This is a genomic window from Kitasatospora sp. NPDC058218, assembly GCF_042882445.1.
Classification (GTDB): Bacteria; Actinomycetota; Actinomycetes; order Streptomycetales; family Streptomycetaceae; genus Kitasatospora.
This window is the reverse complement of the sequence record NZ_JBHVWC010000005.1, coordinates 104,762-124,597: the sequence shown is the minus strand read 5'-3', so window position 1 is coordinate 124,597 and position 19,836 is coordinate 104,762. Positions and strand designations below refer to the sequence as shown.

Sequence of the window (19,836 nt, the reverse complement as noted above, 5' to 3'; positions counted from 1 at the left end):
GCAGGCGTTCGCATCCCTCACGCCGCGTGTCCGACCGGGCCCGGAGCCGAGTGGACCTCGGCGATGAGCAGGGCCACGTCGTCATCGTCGTCATCTGCCCGCCGCAGGGAGGTCAGCAGACGGTCGCAGGTTGCTTCCAGCGAGAGCCTGGGCCCGCGAAGCAGGCTCATGAGGGCATCAAGGCGGGTGTCGAAGGCCTGATCACGGGTCTCCACCAGGCCATCGGTGTACAGGAGCAGCCGGTCACCGGGCGCCAGCTCCACGCAGGCGGACTCGAACGGGACGCCTCCGACGCCCAGCGGCGCGCCCGGGGGCAGCTCCAGCAGCACCGGCGCCCGACCGGGGCGGTCCAGTACGGGGGGCGGATGGCCGGCCAGCGCGATGCGGCATCGCCTGCCGTGCGGGTCGTAGACGACATAGACGCAGGTGGCGATGGTCTCGTCGAGTTCGGCGGTGACGCGGTCGAGATGGTGCAGCACCTGAGCGGGGTCGAGGTCGAGATCGGCCAGGGTGCGGGTGGCGGTGCGCAGCTGGCCCATCCTCGCGGCGGCGTTGATGTCATGGCCCATCACGTCGCCGACGACCAGGGCGGTCTTGTCGCCGGCCAGCGTGATGGCGTCGAACCAGTCACCGCCGGCCAGTGCGGCGCGTCCTGCGGGCTGGTACCGGGAGGCGACCTGGAGACCGACGGGCCGTGTGGGCACGTGCGGCAGGAGGTGGCGCTGCAGGGTCAGGGCCGTGTTGCGTTGGCTTTGGTACCAGCGGGTGTTGTCGATGCACACGGCGGCGCGGGCGGCAAGCTCCTCGGCCAGCACGATGTCGTCCTCGCCGAACGGCAGCGGATCGCGCACGCGCTTGAGGTCCAGGGCGCCGAGCACCTCGCCGCGGGCGATCAGCGGCACCGCCAGGTAGGAGCGCAGGCCTGCTCGGGCCAGCACGGCTGCGGCCTCGCCGTCTCGGGCAATGCCAGGCAGGTCCTCGCCCGTCACGTGGGCCACGAGCACTGGTCGGCCGGTGGTCACACACCGGGTGACCAGGCGGTCGGCGTCGTACTTGGCGATCTCCCCGACCGGGTCGGCGGCGCGCAAGGCGTCGGCGGGGTGGGCCGCCGCCACGGCCAGCGCCCGCAGGGTCACCGGTCCCACGACCGGCCCGTGTGTGGGCGGGCGTCCGCTCAGGACCGAGTCGAGAACGTCGACCGCGGCGACGTCGGCGAGGTCGGGGATGACGAAGTCGGCCAGTTCCTGGGCGGTCCGGCCGAGGTCGAGGGTGGTGCCGATCCTTATGGACGCCTGGGCGACCAGTGCCAGTCTCTGTCGGGCGCGGGCGGCCTCGGCGGCCGCGCGGTGCTGCTCGGTGACGTCCACCACCGAGACGGCCAGGCCGATCACCCGCCCGGCAGAGTCCTCCAGCCGGAAGTACGACGCTCGCCACGCGTGGTCGCTGTCCGGATCGGCACGCGTGCGGCCGACCGTGAACTGATCCACCAGCGGCTTGCCGCTTGCCAGTACCTGGCGCATCGCGGACTCGACGACCTCGGTGTCGAGGAACGGCAGCGCGTCGCGGACTTCGCGACCGAGGTGCTGCTCGGCCGACAGGCCGTTGATGCGCTCCAGCGTCGGGTTGACCAGGACGTACCTCAGGTCGGTGTCCAGCACCGCCAGCCCGTTCGGGGACTGGGCCACCATCCGCGCCGACAGGGCCAGATCGCGTTCGACGCCGCGTAGCGTGGCCTCGTCGGTGGCGATCCCCAAGGCATAGAGGCGGCCGCGCTCGTCCTGCAACCGCATGTTGCGGAACTCCACCAGCCGGGTGCTGCCGTCCTTGTGCCGCACCGGGAACACCCCCGCCCAGTGCCCGCCGCCACCCATCACCTCGGCGAACAGTTCGAGGATCAGACCCCGGTTCTCCTCGGCGACCAGCAGCTCGGCCGCGTACCGGCCAAGCGCCTCTTCGGCGCTCCAACCGAAGAGATCCTGAGCCTGCGGGCTCCACAGGGCAACCCGCCCATCCGCGTCCAACACCGCTGCGGCCACACCCAGCAGGTCCAGCAGGCCACCGGGCTCGGACGCGGCAGCCCGCACCGCGCCAGCCAGGGGCCGGTCCGCATCGGAGGCGCTCATTCCCGGCCTTCCTCCTGCCCGCCACCTCTACTGGCGGCCTCGCCTCTACTGGCGGCCTCGCCCGATCCAGCTCCGTCGCTTGACCTCGCCTTCCGTCCCGGTGCCCTCCATCGTCTCTCCGCGCAGGCCCGCTGGACAGCTCAGGCGCCCTCGCCCGCCAGCAGGTGCACGATTTCCCTCATCAATGACGGGCGTGACCCCGGCTTCCCCCGCAGTCGCTCGCGGACACCGCCCGCTACGCTCTGTCCCCGTCGGCGACCGAACAACGGCAGCCAGCCGGAGCGCCTAGGACTGTTCAAGGCCCGTCAGGGCTGATCGACCGGGTGGTCGGGCCGCGGGCAAGCCCCCGGGCCCCGAGCCCCGCTCTGCTTCGCGAGTGCCGCGACGGCGGGCCGCACCGCGTACCAGCGATCAGACTGGAAGGGATGCTCCCCCTCCGGCCCTGCGACAGTCCTGGGTGGTGAAACATGGCAGAGGACACCGATGAGGTGCGGACCGTGATTTTGACCGTGGACGACGATCCTGCGGTGTCCCGGGCCGTCGCCCGTGACCTGCGCCGCCACTACGGGGAGGACTACCGGGTGGTCCGCGCCGAGTCCGGCGCTTCGGCGCTCGAGGCGCTGCGCGTGCTGAAGCTGCGGGGCGCGTCGGTCGCGGTGATCCTGGCCGATTACCGGATGCCGCAGATGAACGGCATCGAATTCCTCGAAGCGGCGCTCGATCTGTTCCCGGCAGCCCGACGGGTGCTGCTCACCGCCTACGCCGACACCAACGCCGCGATCGACGCCATCAACGTCGTCGATCTCGACCACTACCTGCTCAAGCCGTGGGAGCCGCCCGAGGAGAAGCTGTACCCGGTGGTGGACGACCTGCTGGAGACGTGGCGGGCCGACGACGGCCATGCCGTGGACGTCACCAAGGTCGTCGGCCACCGCTGGTCGGCTCGTTCCTCCCAGATCAGGGAGTTCCTCGCCCGCAACCAGGTGCCGTACCGCTGGTACTCCAGCGAGGAGCCGGAGGGCGGACGTCTGCTGGTCGCCGCAGGGCAGGACGGTCTGCGGCTGCCCCTGGTGGTGACCCCGGACGGCACTGCCCTCGTTGAGCCCGCCGAGCGGGACCTGGCCGCCCACGTAGGGCTGTCGACCACCCCCGCGGCCGACTTCTACGACCTGGTCATCGTCGGCGGCGGCCCCGCCGGCCTCGCGGCGGCCGTCTACGGAGCCTCGGAGGGGCTGCGCACAGTCCTCGTGGAACGCGAAGCAACCGGTGGACAGGCGGGCCAGAGCTCCCGCATCGAGAACTACCTGGGCTTCCCCGACGGCGTCTCCGGCGCGCAGCTCACCGACCGGGCACGCCGCCAGGCCACGAGATTCGGCGCGGAGCTGCTCACGGCGTGCAGGGTCACCGGCCTGGAAGTGAAGGGGGCGGCACGCACGCTGCGTTTCTCCGACGGCTCCGCCGTCTCAGCACACACCGTGATCCTCGCGACCGGTGTGTCCTACCGGCAACTGGACGTGCCGGGGGCGGCCGGACTGACCGGGCGCGGGGTCTACTACGGCTCGGCCCTGACGGAGGCGGCCGCCTGCCAAGGGCAGGAGGTGTACATCGTCGGCGGTGCGAACTCCGCCGGCCAGGCCGCGATGTTCCTCTCCCGCAGCGCCCGGAAGGTCACCCTGCTGGTGCGGGCACCGGAGCTGGCCTCTTCGATGTCCTACTACCTGCTCCAGCGGGTCGAGGACGCGTCCACCATCACGGTGCTCACGGACACGGTCGTCGAGGCCGCCCACGGCAAGGAACACCTGGACGGGTTGACCCTGCGCAACAGTGTGACCGGCAGGTCCGAGACCGTTGACGCTCAGTGGATGTACGTCTTCATCGGCGCGGCACCGCTGACCGACTGGCTGGACGACGCGGTGCTCAGGAACCCGCGAGGCTTCGTGCTGACCGGCCCCGATCTGACCACCGACGGGCGCCCTCCGGCCGACTGGCCGCTGGACCGGGCCCCCTACCACCTCGAAACCAACGTGCCAGGGGTGTTCGCGGCCGGAGACGTGCGCGCGGAGTCCGCCAAGCGGGTCGCCTCCGCGGTCGGCGAGGGCGCCATGGCCGTCATGCTCGCGCACCGGTACCTGGAGCAGTCATGACCTTCGCGCAGGAGAAGTGCGACGAGCAGGAGCTGAGGACGCTGTTCCTGTTCGAGAAGCTGACCCCCGACCAACTCGCCCGGCTGTGCCGGGACGGCCACGTCGAATGGTTCGACCCGGGCCCCGTGTACCGGGAGGGCGATCTCGCGGCGAGCCTGTTCGTGCTGTTCCAGGGGACCGTGGTCGTCTCGCGCAGCGTCGGCGGCCAGCAGGTGGATGTCAGCCGCACATCCGTGCCCGGCGTGTACGCCGGGGCATTCCAGGCCTACCTCGGCGACCAGGTGCCGCAGGTGTACAACAACTCGCTCCGGGCGACCGAGCGGTCCAGGTTCTTCGTGCTGCCCGCGGAAGCCTTCGCGGAGATCATGCGCAGTTGGTTCCCGATGGCCGTCCACCTGCTGGAGGGTCTGTTCTTCGGATTCAAAAGCACCCAGGAGGCGGTCGGCCAGAGGGAGCGGTTGCTCGCCCTCGGGTCGGTGACAGCCGGACTCACCCACGAGCTCAACAACCCCGCGGCTGCCGCCGTACGCGCCACCTCGGCCCTGCGGGAGCGCATCGCCCGGGTGCGCCGCGAATTCGCGGAGCTCGCGGCCGAGCCACGCCGAGGCGGGGATCTGGCGCACCTGAGGGAACTGCAGGACATGACGATCGGCCGGATGGGGCAGGCCTCAGCGCTCAACCCGCTGGAAGCCTCGGACCGCGAGGACGAGATCGGCGACTGGCTGGAGGCGCACGGCGTCGCCGACGGTTGGGAGCTGGCGCCGGTCCTCGTCGAGGCGAGTCTGGGCATCGACTGGCTGGACCGGATAGCCGGAGCTCTGCCCGAGGACCTGCTCGGAAGAGCACTGAACTGGCTGAGCTGCACGGTGGAGGCCGAGCTCCTGCTCGACGAGATCGAGGACGCCACGCACCGCGTCTCCGCACTCGTCGGTGCGGCGAAGCAATACACGCAGCTCGACCGGGCCCCGTACCAGAATGCTGATGTGAACGAGCTGCTGGACAGTACGCTGCTGCTGCTCTCCGCGAAGATCGGCCCGAGCATCACCGTCGTGCGCGACTACGACCGCACGTTGCCCGGCATCCCCGGCTACCCCGCCGAGCTGAACCAGGTCTGGACGAACCTGATCGACAACGCCGCCTGGGCCATCCGCAGCACCGGCGCCGGCGGCACGCTCACCGTTCGCACCGCACAGGACGGGAACCAGGTGCTGGTCGAAGTCCGCGACACCGGCCCCGGTGTGCCCGCCGACGTACAGAGTCGGGTCTTCGACCCGTTCTTCAGCACCAAACCTGCCGGCGAAGGTACCGGTCTCGGCCTGGACATCTCCTGGCGCATCGTCGTCAACCGGCACGGCGGCGACCTGCGACTTGAGTCGGCCCCGGGCGACACCCGCTTCCAGGTCCGCCTCCCGATCAACCCCGCAGAGCCCGACACGCCGCAGGAGTTGCCGTGACCACCGACAAGCCGATCGACTTGCCCACGCCCGTCGCCCCATGAGCCGGCCGTCAACGGCGTCCCAGACTCAACAGGTGGGACCCGACAGGCCATTGACATCCCGAGAGCCCCCCGGGTCAAAGGATCGCCTGGATCTTCATCACTGACCCGCTGTCACTGCCACCCCGCCCTCGTCCCGGGCCAGACCCGCGCGATGCGCGTCAACCACACCTACGGGCGCGGTGGCGCGCCGGCCTACCTGGGTGCCTACGTCGTCCACCGGGCCAAGGCGTTCGGCCGCACCGAACCACACACCGGCATCGACCCGTTCATGAACCTGGCCACCCACGTCATGAGCCGTGCTCCTGCTTCGCCAGGGTGGCCACGAGCGAGCGCACAGCGGGTCGGACGTTCGTGTGGGTTGCCCGGACGGACGAGCGTGCGCTCCTGTAGCCGCGGCACAGGACCTCCGCCGACCTCGACGCCGAGGACCGGGCGGTCCTCGAAACCGTGTCGTCGCTGGTCAAATCGAGGTTCTGGTGCGCGGCCACCACCCTGTCCACCGCGCGGCACAACGGTCGGGCCCTTCCGGTGGCGGCCGCCGGGTGCCTTCGCCCGGCGCTCGGTCGTCATCGGTGAGCCCCCGAACGGCGGCGTCCGTCCGGGGCGTGATCACGTGAATTGCTCATGGCGAACCCGGCCCAGGTGTCCCCGAGGGAACACTGGGAGGGACTTTCCGCTGCCCACGGAGGCGGAGGCACCAAGGTGAGGAGAGGTGGCCGAGGTGGCGGAGGTTTCGACTGACGCGCAGGACGGCGAAGGGGCCGTGGAGCTCGGGGGGTACCAGCAGGAGCTGAAGCGGACGCTCGGCTCGTTCCAGGTGTTCGCGATCTCGTTCGCGTTCATCTCGGTGGCGGTCGGGATCTTCGCGACATTCGACGAGGTGCTGCAGGCCTCGGGGCCGGTCGGTATCTGGCTCTGGGTGATCGCGGCGGTGGGGCAGACCTTGGTGGCGTTGGTGGTCGCGCAGTTCGCGGCCCGCATCCCGCTCAGTGGCTCCTCCTATCAGTGGGCCTCGCGGCTGGCCAACCCCAGGGTCGGCTGGTGGTTCGGCTGGCTGACCTTCTGTTACCTGGCGATCGGCGTGGTGGCGATCGACAACGCGCTGGCGAGTCAGGCGTTCATGCCGCTCGCCGGCATCGACGAGAACGAGGAGACGGCACGCCTGATCACGCTGGTGGTGCTGCTCGTCCAGGCCCTGCTCGCGATCGCCTCGACGCGCCTCGTCAGCTTGATCAACTCAGTCGCCGTGGGACTTGAACTGGCGCTCGTCGTGGTGGTGGCGATCGCGCTGGTCGTCGCAGTGGTGGTCGCAGGTGACGGCTCGGCCGGCAACCTCACCTCGCGCGGCATCACCGAGGACGCCCCTGACTACTTCGCCGTCGGCGGCGGGCTGATGCTTGCCATGATCATGGGCCTCGCCACGCTCGTCGGCTTCGACTCCGCGGCCAACCTGGCGGAGGAGGCCAAGGATCCCTATCGCACCGTCCCGCGCGCGATCGTGGGATCGGTCATTGCGGCCGGACTTCTGGGCATGCTGTTCCTGATCACACTCACTGTCGCGATCGAGGACATTCCTCGGATCAGCGCCGAGGGCTCGCCGGTCGCGGCGATCATGCGGGAACGTCTCGGTTCGGTGGCGGAGAGGTCGTTGCTGGTCGCGATCACCATCGCGTTCTTCGGCGCCGGGATCGTGGTGATGGTCGCATGCTCACGGCTTGTCTACGCGATGTCGCGCGACTCGCGGTTCCCCGCGTACCGCTTGATGCGGCGCGTCAGCCCTCGCACCAGGACGCCGATCCCGGCGACGGTCCTGATCTTCGTGTTGGGGGTCGTCATGATGGTCGCACTGCCGGGCGACGCACTGCTGAAGCTCGTCACGGCATCGACGATCCTCCCGGCGGTCACCTACGGCTCGACGGTCGTCCTCTACCTGGCCGTCCGTAGCGGGCTGAGCCGAAAGGAGGGCGCGTTCGACCTCGGGCGCCTTGAGCTGCCGGTCGCGGTCTGCGCACTGGTGTGGACGCTCGTCGCACTGTTCGTGCTGGTGACGCCCGCGGAGGCACTCACCCCCGTCGTGATCGTGGTCGGCCTGCTCCTCGTCGGCGGGCTGTTCTTCCTCGGCATGCTGGCCTTCGACCGCGAGGTGCTGGCGGCCGAGCCGGGAGACGAGAACGCCTTCCGACACTGACGGCACACTGACGCGGAAAGTGCTTCACGCGTTGGAACCGGGTGCCGTACCTCGGTCAACGGTCGGGCGGGCGGACTTCGCGCCGCCGGGTCCGGGCCGCCGGTCCACCCCGCAGGCTCCGCGCCGGACCGGCCGGCCGGGTCTTCGTACGGACGGTGAACAGCGGCTGATGATGTGGCGCCCCGCGCCCGGGGCGGGGCGGGATGCGCCACGATGCGGTCGCGGACGCTCCCGCGTCCCATGACGATCGCCCGCTCCGAGCGGCCGGGCTACGGGAGTGAGTTCACATGAGAAGCCACCGCGGGGGACCCCGCGCACGCGGGCGGGCGCCGCGTCCGTCGTTCTCCCTGCTCGCGCTGGGGCTGGCGCTGGTCCTGGCGCTGGGTCTGGCCAAGGGGATCACGCCGGCCCCGTCCGCGCGGGACGTCCGCTCCGCCTGCGGGCTGGCGGCGGCCGCGGGCGTCACGGCGGGCGGGTCGCGCGTCACCTGCGGCGACGAGGCGCGGGCCGCGCACCCGATGCTGAACGTCGCCGCCGATGACGTGGTGATCGACTACGTCTTCGACGGCGTGAACCGGGCGATGATGCAGGACGCGATCGACCGGGTGTACCGGCCGGGAGTACGGCTGAGCGACCAGGCACTGGACCTGCTGAGGAGTCAGCGGCAGTACTTCCAGGGCGCGCCGCTCGACCTGGTCGACATCGACTCGGTCGACGACTTCTCCTTCGACGGCACGCTCCGGGCGACGGACCAGGGCATCGCGGTGGTCGTCCCGCGTTCAGAGGTCGGCCAGGCGTCCTGGGGGACGTGGCTCAGGGCGGTCGCCGTCCTGGTGACGGCGACGGCGGTCCGCGCGGCCGTCTTCGGGCTCTGCATCTCCTTCGTCCCTCCGCCCGCGGGAGCTCTGTTCGTCGACTTCTGCTCGGCCGCCTCCCAGGGCTTCGGGACCTTCACCGGGTACATGATGACCGCCTACTTCCAGGGCCGCGCCGCCACCGACCCCCAACTGTGGGCGGAGGCGCTCGCGTTCGGGCTGGTCGGCGCGCTGCTCCCCGGTGCCGGATGGGACGTGGGCAAGCCCTGGATGGTCAAGAACCTGGCCGGGGCGGCGGCGACCGTCGGCCGCGGGCTGAAGAGCCTGGCCACGTCCATCCGCTCGTGGGCGGGCGAGACCATCAGCGACCTCGTCGCGGGCGGCGGCGCCATGTTCGAGGCCCTGTCGGCGCGGATCTGGGCGGCGGTCGTCTCCGAGGCGAACCGCCGGGGCATCCCGCTGGCCCTCGCCCAGGCGCGGGTGATGCCGCTCGGCGACTCGATCACGCTGGGCACCGGCAGCGCGACGCAGTCCAGCTACCGGGCCGAGTTGTGGGACGGGCTGAAGTCGCAGAACGCGGAGGTGGACTTCGTGGGCTCGCAGGCCGCCGGCATCGTGCCCGACCACGACCACGAGGGCCACTCCGGGTGGCGCATCGACCAGATCGCCGACGTCGCCGAGTGCTCGCTGCCGTACTACCGGCCGAACATCGTCACCCTGCACGCCGGCACGAACGACATGAACCAGAACTACCTCGTCGACTCGGCGCCGCGGCGCCTGGCCGCCCTGGTGGACCGGACGCTCCACCTGTTGCCCGGCGTGACCGTGCTGGTCGCGACGCTCGTGCCGTCCACCAAGCCGGACGTGGGCGCGCGCATCCAGGAGTACAACCGGAGCATCACCCCGCTCATCCAGGAGATGGCCGCACAGGGCAAGCGGGTGCGGCTGGTCGACATGAGCGCCGTGACCACCGCCGACCTGTACGACCAGCTGCACCCCAACGACACCGGCTACCGCAAGATGGGCCGGGCGTTCACCGAGGCCATCGCGCACGCGGCGGCAGAGGGCCTGCTCGCGCCGGTGGCCGGCGGACAGGAGGGAGGGAACCCGTGCGCCCCGCCGGTGGTGCCCGTGGTGTGGAAGAACTGGGGCCGGATCGCCACCGGAGCCGGCCCGAACGTCCCCGGCGCCCAGGTCCGGTTCGCGGAGATCAACGGCGACAACCGCGCGGACTACCTCGTCGTGCAGGCTGACGGGGCCGTCCGCGCCTGGCTGAACACCCCCGGGGACGGCGGCAAGCCCTCCTGGTCCGGCCTCGGGGTCATCGCGCCCGGGACGGGCGCACCCGGGGACCACGTGCAGTTCGCGGACATCAACGGCGACGGCCGCGACGACTACCTCGTCGTGCAGGACAACGCGGCCGTGTTCGCCTGGCTCAACACCCCGGGCAACGGCGGCGTCCCGTCCTGGTACAGCCTGGGCCTGGTCGCACCGGGAGTGCAGGGCGTCACCGGGGAGCTGGTCAGGTTCGCCGACTACGACGGCGACGGCCGCGACGACTACCTCGTGGTCGACTCCGTAGGGAGAGTGCACGTCTGGCGCAACACCCCCGGCGACAACGGCATCCCCTCCTGGCAGCCGCGCGGCCTGTTCGCGGAGGGAGTGGACGGCGGAACCCGGGACAAGCTCCGGTTCGCGGACATCAACGGCGACGGCCGCGACGACTACCTCGTGGTCCAGGACAACGGAGCCGTACTGGCCTGGGTCAACAACGGCGGCACCGGGCAAGGCGGCTGGATCAACCAGGGGGTGTTCGCCTCCGGGGTCGGCGGCGCCACCCGGGACAAGCTCCGCTTCGCCGACGTCAACGGCGACCGCCGGGCCGACTACCTGATGGTCGCGCCGGATTCGGCGGTGGACGCCTGGCTGAACCAGGTCGGGTAGGTGGCCTGGGAGCGGTGATCGGCCAGGACCCGGGCTGCGCACAGCCCGGGTCCCGCGCCGAGAGCGACGGCGCGGTCATGTGGGTACTTCATCCGCCGACCCGCCGCCGGACACCACCGACGGTGGTGGTGCCGAGGCCGGGCACCACCACCGTCGGTGTCCCTCGCGTCCGCGGTCCGGTGCGGCACCTGACCGCAGGACGGTCCCGTCGATCTCCGGATCAGCCGGTGTGGGTGAACTCGTCGACCGGAACGGCGGGAGACAGGTAGCCGTCCACCCGCACTCTGACGTCGATGGTCTTGGGCTGCTTGGGATCCGGCAGCGGTACCGTCGCCTTGATCTGGGTCGGCGAGACAACCGTGGCAGTCGCGGTGCGGTCACCGAAGTACACGGTGGGCGTACCGCCGAAGCCCACGCCGTTGATGGTGACGCCGGTGCCGAGCTTCCCGCTGTCCGGGACGATGCCGGTGACCACCACGGGTTCCGGGCCGCCGTAGGCGAACTGCCCGAACGGGACGGCCGGGGAGGTGCCGAGGTTGTTGGTGACGCGGACGTCGACGACACCGACTCCGGCGGGCGCGATCGCGGTGATCTGGGTGTCGCTGACGAGGTTGGGCGGTACACCCGGGACGGTACCGAAGTCGACCGTGCTCTCCGAGTCGAAGCCGCTGCCGGTGATCGTGATCTGCGTGCCCGGGGCACCGACCCGGGGGCTGATGCTGTCCACTACCGGCGCGGGGGCCGGTACGGGGGAGTTCAACAGCCTCAGGTAGGTCGCGTTGGCATGCTGGAAGGCGACCTGGGCCAGGAAGTCCTGGGTCGAGCTCTTGAGTACCTTGGGGTCGTAGGCCTTGTAGTCCGTGTTCAGCGGGAGGACGGTGGTGGTCGGCTGGACGTACTCGTTGGGCCCGCTGAGGCCCTTGATCCCCGGGATGAGGACGTCCTTGACGACCAGGGGCGCGACCGGACCGGGGGCGGGGTACCAGCTCGTGGCGGTGTCGAGACCGGCCCAGGCCAGCGGCACGAGGTCGTACTTGTTGACGTAGCCCTGGTACAGGGCCCACTTCACGGAGTTGAAGCGGTTGGCGAAGTCCTTCAGACCGGCGGTGGGGGCGGCGAAGGTGCTCACGGCGAACTGCGGCGAGTCGTTCCAGGTCTGGGCCTGCAGGTACAGCGCGAGCATGGTCGCGATGCAGCCGCCCAGGCTGTGACCGACCACGTAGACCGTCGCCCCCGGGGCGGGCTTGAGCAGGGAGGCGAGTGCCTCCACGAGGCCGGCACCAGCCGCCGAGGACTCATCGGTCATGGTGACGACCTGGGTGAACGCCGTCATGGCGCCCTTCGAGACGGAGACCGGCGACGGCCCGCCGACCGTGAACGGGACCACCGTGCCGACGTCGAGGTCCTCGATCGTGTCGATCGCGTTGCCGACCGTCCCACGGACGACCACGGCGAACTGGCTCGACGGACCCTTCGCGATGTACGCCATGTTGGCGTTGTCCGGGCTCAGCCCGAGCCAGGCCAGCCCCCAGTTGCCCTGCGTCGCCAGGGTCTTGTCGGAGAGCTGCTGGACGATGCCGTTGGAGATGCGCTGCTTCTGCACCACCAGGGTCTCCCCGGACGGACGCGGGGACGCCCCGGTCGCCGCGATCGCGGCCAGGGTCATGGTCACGCCGGGCGGCAGTGCACTCAGGTCTTCCGTCATGATCACTCCTCGGGTGTTCACTCGATCGTCGAACGAGCCGGATAGGTCGTACTCAATATATTTTCTGGTGCGGATATCTGAGGGAACGTCAGCCCCGGGAGGTTCCGAATCAGGTGATCGGGCTAAGGCCTGTCTCTCTTCGGGCATCCGCAACTCCGGATGAGGACGGCTGCGAGGGGGAGTGCGGTCTGGTGGGCGATGGCGAGTCGGTCGGTTCGCACAACAGGCGGCCTCTCAACACGCTGACTTGACGGACATCCCATGAGCTGGAGTGTCAAGTGGCGAGTGTGCAGACTCGGATCCGGCGGTCACCCCGTTGAGCAACGGGGTGCTGCCCGGTGCCCGCCCCTGTGCCTCGACGGGGATACCGCCCCGGCAGGAGTCCGGGGTCCAAGCCCCCTTCCAATGGCAGTGCGACACCGGCTCCGCGGTTGAGGCGCCGGTTCAGATACCTTCGGGGGTTGACTCAGGAGCCGACCACTACGCGTCGCTCCGGCTCAGGAATTCGCCGATGGTCCGGACGAAGAACTTCGGATCGTCCAGCCACGGGACGTGCGCGGCGCCAGGCTGGACGACGAACTCCCCGCGCGGGAAGAGCGCCGCGATCTCCGCAGCCTTGTTCGGGCGAGGGGACGGGTCCAGCTCGCCCGCGAGCACCAGCACCGGCGCGTCGAGCCTGGCCAGCACCTCGCGCGCAGCGTCCGCGTCGTCGAACGCTCCGGGGCCGGGGTAGGCGTGAGCGGCCTCCTCGTTGTCACCGTCCTCGCCCAAGGCGGCGTGGGCCTGCGCCGCCGCGTCCCAGCGGCCGTAGGTGAGGCGGTCCAGGAATCGCCGATCGTCGTCGGTCGCCTCCCCGGCCATCGCCCGCTCGAAGGCGGGCACCGCCTCGTCGTACCAGGGCTCGCCGCTACGCAGCGCGAGCGCCTCGCGCTGTTCCTCGAGAGGGGACTCGATCTTGGCCGCCCGGGCCCGGGCGGCCACCAGCACCAGCGACCGGATCCGCTGCGGATACCGGCCGGCGTAGAGCAGCGTGAGGTCGCCGGCGGCGGAGTGGGCCAGCACGTCGATCCGCTCCAGTCCGAGGTGAGCCCGGAGCGCTTCGAGGTCGTCCACCTGCCGGTCGACGCGGTAGCTCGACGGGTCGGCCGGGGTCTCGGACTCCCCTGTGCCACGCAGGTCGAGCAGCACGAGGGAACGCCCTGCGGCGGCCGGCAGGCCGCCCAGGTCACCGAGGTAGGCGGAGGCCTGCATCGGGCCCCCGGGGAGACAGATCAGCGGATCGCCCTCCCCCACGGTGCGGTAGGCGAGCCGGGTTCCGTCCGGAGCACGAAATGTCGGCATCCGGTCATCCTGACACCGGCCATCCAGAACCCGCCACGCATTGCCGGCCAGGGGCGTTCCGAACGCGTGGGCACGACGCTCGTCCTGCCCGACGCGCCGGTCCCCGGATACGGCGCGCTTCGGTGGGTCGTGTTCCACTTCTCCCGATCGGCCCGCTTGCCTTGCCCGTTGCCGCCACCCGCCCGATAACCCTGCGCGCCGCCGAGCGCGAACGGCTGAGGAAGACGGCCTACGGCCACACGACCGAGCACCGGCTGCGGATGCGCGTGCAGGTGGTGCTACACGCCGCACGTGGGCGCTCCAAATCGGCGGACGCGGATCGGCATCGACACCTTCGACCTGCTCGTGGACCTCGTAGTGGCCCCGGACCTCTCCACCGGGAGGTGGAGCGGGCGCTCGCCCTGCTCGGGGAGCGCCACGGCCCGTTCGCGCCCGACGCCGCGAGCTGGACGGCCCCGCCGCCCCCGGCCACGCTGCCCGCTCTGCCCGCTCTGCCATCCACGGCCCTCACGGCCACGGGCGACCCGGGCGCCCCGAGTGCTCCGACCGTCCGGACCTGACCATCCGCAGCGTGAGCCGGCCTCAGTGCCGTGGACGGTGAGGCCGGTACCCCTCGGCTGCTCTGACAGATGACCACCGGTTCGGTCATGTGCCGGCTTCCTGGTGCTTGTCCAGATAAGCGATCAGCCTGGCTTCGTTCCCACGAAGGAGACGCTCCCGCTGGTCGCCGGGCAGCGACGCCAGGGCGTCCACCAGGACCCGCCTACGTGGGACGTACACCATTGCGCCGGAGAAGATCCGGCAGCCCGAGCACCAGGCGAACCCAATGCACCGCTCGAAACTGGAGGACTCCGGCGGATAGTAGCGGTACTGGTAGGAGCGGACGGGTGTGCCGCAGGCGGCACAGATCCGTCGATCCCCGTCGGAGACCGTCTCCCAGGACCCGACCTTGAGCCACCGGTGCCGGTCGTGAGGTGCTCTTCACATCGTCATGTGGAGCATTCTCTACCCTGATGAGCCGTCCGGTGCCGCACCTGCCGACATCGTGACCACGGGGGCCGGGGTGGTTTCCGGAGCTGCGTCGGGCCTGCCCGCCGGATCGGCCTCGATCCCCGCCAGGGGTGTGGGCGACTCCTCTCCGGATGTGTCCGGCGCCCGTGACCAGCGGCCGGCGAGAAGGGTGCCGGCGATCAGCTGGAGCTGGTGGTACACCATCAGCGGCAGGACCAGGAGCCCGGCCTGCGGTCCGAACAGGACGGTCGCCATCGGCAGGCCGTTCGCCAGACTCTTCTGCGAACCGCAGAGGACGGCCGCGATGCCGGACGCCCGGTCGAGCCCCAGCAGGTGCGCGCCGAGCCGGGCGAAGCCGAGGGTGGCGGCGAGCAGCACGAGCAGCACCGCCAGCAGACCGAGCAGCGCGGTGGGAGTGGTCATGCTCCAGATGCCCTGGGCCACCGCCGCACTGAACGCGGTGTAGACGACGAGCAGGATCGAGCCCCGGTCCACCGGGGTCAGGAGCCGTTTGTGCCGGGCCAGGAAGCTGCCGATGCGTGGGCGCAGCGCCTGCCCGAGGAGGAACGGAGCGAGCAGTTGCACACCGATTCGCAGCAGGCCGTCCGCGGACAGCGTGGTGTGAGCGCCCAGTAGCCAGGCGGCCAGCAGAGGTGTGAGGAGCAGGCCGGCCAGGCTGGAGTAGGTGCCCGCGCAGATCGCTGCCGGGACGTTGCCCCGGGCGGCGCCGGTGAGCGCCACCGAGGACTGCACCGTCGACGGAACGAGGCAGAGGAACAGCACCCCGGTCTGCAGTTGTTCGGTGAGCGGCCGGGGCGTCAGTGCGGCGCTGGCGAGCCCGAGCAGGGGGAAGAGGACGAAGGTGCAGGCCAGGACCAGCCCGTGCAGCCGGAGGTGGCGCAGCCCGGCCAACGTCTCACGGGCGGAGAGCCGGGCGCCGTAGAGGAAGAAGAGCAGCCCGACCGCGAGATCGCAGGCCAGCTCGGCCGCATGGGCGGTCCGTCCGGTGGCCGGCAGCAGCGCGGCGAGCAGCACGGTGCCCGCCAGCGCCGCCACGTACGGGTCGAGGCCCCGCAGCCGGAGCCCGGGCCGGTTCGGGCCCGGCCTGGGAGCGGCGGCCACTGAGGTGTCCGGTGCCGTACCCGATGCCGTACCTGGCACTGCCCCCGGTACGGGTGGCCCGCACCCCGGGACCTCGGCCTCCCGGCCTTCCGATTCCGAGGCGACTGTTTCCAAGGTGACTGTCTCCGAGGTTGCCGTCTCCGAGGTTGCCGTCTCCGGAAGGTCGGGCCCACCGGCACCGGGTCCAGGCGCCCGGTGCCGGAGCCCGCCGCTCATTCGCCGCTCCCTGCCGCCGAGTCGGCCGCACTGACCGGAGCGAGCCCCAACACCGTGCCCACCAGCGCATTGGCAGGCCCGTGGTCGCTGCCTGCCGTGCCCTGTCCGGTCTGGAGGTTGCCCGCCTTGTCGATCTCCAGGAGGGAGTCCGTACTCACCAGCGAGTCCGCATGCGAATTGTCGATCACCGTGATCAGACTGCCGCCGGCCACTGCGGGCGACGCGGCGCAGCCGAGCAGTGCCCATGCCCCGAGCAGCCCGGCGACGGCCAGGCGCCACAGGGCCGCCGCCCCCGGCAGCGCGCCACCCGGCAGCGCGCCACCCGGGACGGACCCGCGCACCGCCGACGTCACGCCCGCACCGCCTCGCGCCGGCGCGGGCGGGCGATGTTCCGCTCCAGCAGCTCGGTGGACTCGCGGACGCCGATCTGCGGGCTCTCCTCGGCGGGGGCCGGCAGCCGGCCGTCGGCCACCTTCAGTCCGGCCAGCGCCTCGTCCATCGCGCGGTGTGCGGCGAACAGGCAGGGAGTGCTGTAGATGGCGACGTCCACGCCGAGCTCTCCCAGCTCGGACAGCGAGAGCCGGGGAGACTTGCCCCCGGCGATCTGATTGAACAGCAGTGGCTTGTCGCCCACGACCTGCCGGATCCGCCCGATCCACTCCTCGCTGCGCACCCCGTCCACCAGGACGACGTCGGCGTCGGTGGCGGCGAGCGCCTCGGCCCGAAGCAGGATGTCGCTCTCCTCGGTGGCGTCCGTCCGGGCCACCACCAGGAGGTCGGTGCGGGCGGCGAGTACCTGATCGAGCTTCTCCAGGTACTCCTCCAGCGGCAGTACCTGCTTGCCGTCGGCGTGACCGCAGCGGCGCGGGCGCTTCTGGTCCTCCAGGATGACGCCGGAGGCGCCGATCCGCTCCAGCCTGCGCACCACGTGGCAGGCCACCTCCGGATCGACGTAACCGTCGTCGATGTCGACCAGGAGGTGGTGCTGCGGGAATGCCCCGCGCAGCCGCTCGACGAAGGCCACCATGTCCGGCCAGGCGATGAAGCCGATGTCGGGCAGGCCGTAGTAGGAGGCCGCGAAGCCGAATCCCGAGACGAACATGCCGTTGTAGTGTTCAGCCGCGATCGACGCCGAATACATGTCGTAGACGCCGATGAGCGGGGTCGTTCCCTGGGCCGCGATGTCCTCGCGGAGGCGCTGTCCGTAGCCCGGCGCCATGTCTCCGTGAAGCACTGCCTTCTCCTCACTTGCCAAGGTGGGGCGCGGCGCTGAGGGTGGCTCGACCAGCCGGCAGCTGGTCGCCACCCCGCACGCGACGCGCACGGGACTTTGCCTGAACTTGGCCATTGCTAGGGCCAAATGAGGCGTTCTCACTATGCGGCCTTTAATGTTCCGTGGGCAAATCTTTAAAGGAAGTTCCCTCGTGTGAGTGATGAATGCTCATATTGATATGACTGGCATGGGAAAAGTCGGTGGCGGGGCGGCGCTCGGCCCCCAGGGGGGTCTGGAGGCGTTCGGCCTCGGCCGCGAGGACTCCGTGCCGGTCTCGGTGAGGGCGCGAAGGCCCCGTGGAGCGTGCCGGCGCGGAGCTCGACCCGGCCGCCCGAGATCTCGGCGACCTCGGTGATCAGTGCGTAGCCGTGGCGCGGGGCACCGGCGAGAGCCGTGAGCAGAAGCGTCGTCGGTTCCTGTGGAGCGCGATGATTCATGACGCCGTCACAGTGAGGCTGACGGTATGTACCGCCGGCCTTTCTGCCGAGAAGCAGGGGAAGTGCAGCACGTGATGACGATCCGGCAGGTCGGTCGCGCCTCCGCCCGGACGCCGGGGCCGCCCACCTCGCTCACCGCCCGGCCCCCGGCGGATCGACGGGGACGACCCCTCGCGTCGCGGCCCGCACCGGCCGCGCGGTGACGGCGCCGCGGTCGGCCCCGGATCCCGGCCCGCCGCCCCTGCAGGACCGGGCCCGCGTCAGCCGCCGTGGTCGCCGAGCCTCAGCCATCCGCCGGCGACGTACCAGTGGCCGCCCGCGCGCAGGTGGTCGATCAGGGCGCGCTGGAGCGGGGTGTCCCGGGGCAGCGAGTCCAGCGGTTGGCCGGAGTCCCCGAAGACGTAGCGGAGCGGGTTGTCGTCCTCCGGCTCGCCGGGCGGGCGGAGCGGGGTGAACCGCTGCTGGAACCGGACGATGTTGGAGTCCGCCGGCAGGTAGCGGCCGAGCTGAGGGTCGAGCAGCCAGGAGAAGACGCACGCCGCCGGGTACGGCTCGCCGGGGAAGTGCCGGGCGAAGAACCCGCGGGCCCGGGCGAGCGCGCGGTCGCAGGCCTCGGGAGAGAGCGGGCCGCAGTGGTCGGGGATGTGGAGCTGGAGGCACCGGGGGCCGAACCCGGCCTCGGCGGCCGCCTCGGCGTCCGGCCCGGTGAGCCGCTTGCGCTGGAACTGGAGCCGTCCGAGCTGGTACAGCTCGCCCCGGAAGTGCAGGGTCAGCCAGGCGGGGTTGCCCAGGCCGCCGGGGTGGCCCCGCCAACGGCTCACCACCAGCTGCCGGCCGAGATCGGCCAGCGTGGTCCGGGTCACCGCCGGGCTGATCCCGAGCGCACGGTGGTACGCCCGGGTGTGCGGCGCGAGGGCGACGAAGAGCAGGGTCAGGAGGTGCCCGGGGCCGTCGAACCCCGCCGGCCGGCCGCCGGCGAATCCGGAGGGCCGACCGACCGTCCCGACCGCCGCCGACTGCTCGCGCAGGACCTCGTCGAAGGCGGTCCGCAGCCCCCGGTCCCGGGCCAGCGCGGTGCGCACGGCGAGGACGGCGTTCACCTCGTCGAACGGGACGGCGAGTTCGAGCAGCGCCTCGGGCAGCCGCTCCGTGTCCGGCAGCGTGAACGGCTCCACGGAGACCCTCCTCAAGGCCCGGCCCGACAGCGACCCGCCGACCCTATCGGGGAACGGCGGTGACGGGTGGGGTGGTTGGGGAGGAGGGGGCGCCGAGGGCGCCCGGGGCTCAGCGCAGCAGCGTGAACACCAGCGCGCAGATGCCGCCGAGCGCTGTCCCGGCGAGTACCTGCGCGGGTGTGTGGGCCTTCAGCACCAGCCGCGACCAGCCCACGGCCACCGGCGCGGCCGCCGCCAGCGGCAGGACCACCGGGCCGAACGCCAGCACCAGGATCATCGCGGCGCCGCCGGCCACGGCATTGTGCAGGGAGACCTGCCACCACACCGTGACGGCCAGCGCCGACACCAGACCGGCCAGCATCGCGACGACCAGGGCGCCCACCTCCGCGGGAGCGTCCAGCGCGTACAGCAGTGCCACACCCGCCACCACCGAGAGCAGGCTGGCGGCCATCGGGACGACGCGCTGGCGGCGGATCCGGATGTGCTTGTCGGTCAGTGTGCCGCGCCGCACCCCGAGGGCGATGATGCCCAGCGGGACCACGCCGCAGAACAGTGCGGCCAGCAGTCCCCAGCCGGTCCCCGACCAGCCCTCGGTGCTGTGGGCGCCGACGAGCAGGAGGAGGGCGATGACCAGGTGCGCCGGCGCCAGGGTCTCGGTGACGATCCGCGCGGTCCGCTCGCGCGGCGAGGCGGCGGCGAAGGCCGGCGGCTCGGGCGGGACGAAGGCGCTCATCCGAGCAGCTCGGCGCGGGTCGGCAGGGTGATGGTTCGGTGCATCGCGACACCCTACCGACCGCGGTCGACGCCGGTCGCCCGGGCCCCGACCGGTTACCAGGTCGAGGCC

At 71.3% G+C, this 19,836-nt stretch carries 12 protein-coding genes and 1 pseudogene; 4 read left to right on the top strand and 9 right to left on the bottom strand.

The annotated features are described in order from the left end of the window. Nucleotides 1-17 precede the first annotated feature (17 nt). Nucleotides 18-2,123, bottom strand: coding sequence for a SpoIIE family protein phosphatase (locus ACFVYI_RS04630; RefSeq protein ID WP_387881524.1), 2,106 nt, complete (start codon nt 2,121-2,123; stop codon nt 18-20). Nucleotides 2,124-2,590: 467 nt separating this feature from the next. Here ACFVYI_RS04630 and ACFVYI_RS04625 point away from each other — a divergent pair, with 467 nt between their 5' ends. From ACFVYI_RS04625 to ACFVYI_RS04610, 4 genes are all read left to right on the top strand, one after another. After that, nucleotides 2,591-4,267 carry an FAD-dependent oxidoreductase gene (locus ACFVYI_RS04625; RefSeq protein ID WP_387881522.1) on the top strand — a complete coding sequence of 559 codons (1,677 nt, stop codon included), beginning with the start codon at nt 2,591-2,593 and terminating at the stop codon, nt 4,265-4,267. After that, nucleotides 4,264-5,721, top strand: a complete 1,458-nt coding sequence (locus ACFVYI_RS04620; protein ID WP_387881520.1) for an ATP-binding protein — start codon at nt 4,264-4,266, stop codon at nt 5,719-5,721. The genes ACFVYI_RS04625 and ACFVYI_RS04620 overlap by 4 nt, the downstream gene beginning before the upstream one ends. Before the next feature lie 756 nt (nt 5,722-6,477). Beyond that, entirely contained in the window at nt 6,478-7,953 is a 1,476-nt protein-coding gene (locus ACFVYI_RS04615; RefSeq protein WP_387881518.1) for an APC family permease, read from the top strand. A 287-nt stretch (nt 7,954-8,240) separates the two neighbouring features. Then, the gene (locus ACFVYI_RS04610; protein WP_387881516.1) at nt 8,241-10,712 is read left to right on the top strand and encodes an FG-GAP-like repeat-containing protein; all 2,472 of its coding nucleotides are present in this window, start codon (nt 8,241-8,243) and stop codon (nt 10,710-10,712) included. A gap of 220 nt (nt 10,713-10,932) precedes the next feature. On the opposite strand, the gene ACFVYI_RS04605 is transcribed toward ACFVYI_RS04610, so the two are convergent. From ACFVYI_RS04605 to ACFVYI_RS04570, 8 genes and pseudogenes are all read right to left on the bottom strand, one after another. Next, nucleotides 10,933-12,417, bottom strand: coding sequence for an IPT/TIG domain-containing protein (locus ACFVYI_RS04605; protein WP_387881514.1), 1,485 nt, complete (start codon nt 12,415-12,417; stop codon nt 10,933-10,935). 480 nt (nt 12,418-12,897) lie between these two features. Continuing rightward, complete coding sequence (locus tag ACFVYI_RS04600) at nt 12,898-13,758, bottom strand: alpha/beta fold hydrolase (RefSeq protein WP_387881512.1); 861 nt, start codon at nt 13,756-13,758, stop codon at nt 12,898-12,900. Nucleotides 13,759-14,763: 1,005 nt separating this feature from the next. Beyond that, a complete protein-coding gene (locus tag ACFVYI_RS04595; protein ID WP_387881510.1) occupies nt 14,764-15,891 on the bottom strand; it encodes a bile acid:sodium symporter family protein in 1,128 nt (375 codons plus the stop codon). Between the two features lie 212 nt (nt 15,892-16,103). Beyond that, a complete protein-coding gene (locus tag ACFVYI_RS04590) occupies nt 16,104-16,460 on the bottom strand; it encodes a hypothetical protein (protein WP_387881508.1) in 357 nt (118 codons plus the stop codon). Then, nucleotides 16,457-17,326, bottom strand: a complete 870-nt coding sequence (locus tag ACFVYI_RS04585) for an oxaloacetate decarboxylase (protein ID WP_387881675.1) — start codon at nt 17,324-17,326, stop codon at nt 16,457-16,459. The genes ACFVYI_RS04590 and ACFVYI_RS04585 overlap by 4 nt, the downstream gene beginning before the upstream one ends. A 344-nt stretch (nt 17,327-17,670) precedes the next feature. After that, a pseudogene (locus ACFVYI_RS04580) lies at nt 17,671-17,817 on the bottom strand (PadR family transcriptional regulator); the annotation flags it as partial. A gap of 260 nt (nt 17,818-18,077) precedes the next feature. Beyond that, nucleotides 18,078-18,992, bottom strand: a complete 915-nt coding sequence (locus ACFVYI_RS04575; RefSeq protein ID WP_387881507.1) for an acyltransferase domain-containing protein — start codon at nt 18,990-18,992, stop codon at nt 18,078-18,080. Between the two features lie 109 nt (nt 18,993-19,101). Beyond that, complete coding sequence (locus ACFVYI_RS04570) at nt 19,102-19,725, bottom strand: hypothetical protein (RefSeq protein ID WP_387881505.1); 624 nt, start codon at nt 19,723-19,725, stop codon at nt 19,102-19,104. Between the last annotated feature and the right edge of the window lie 111 nt (nt 19,726-19,836).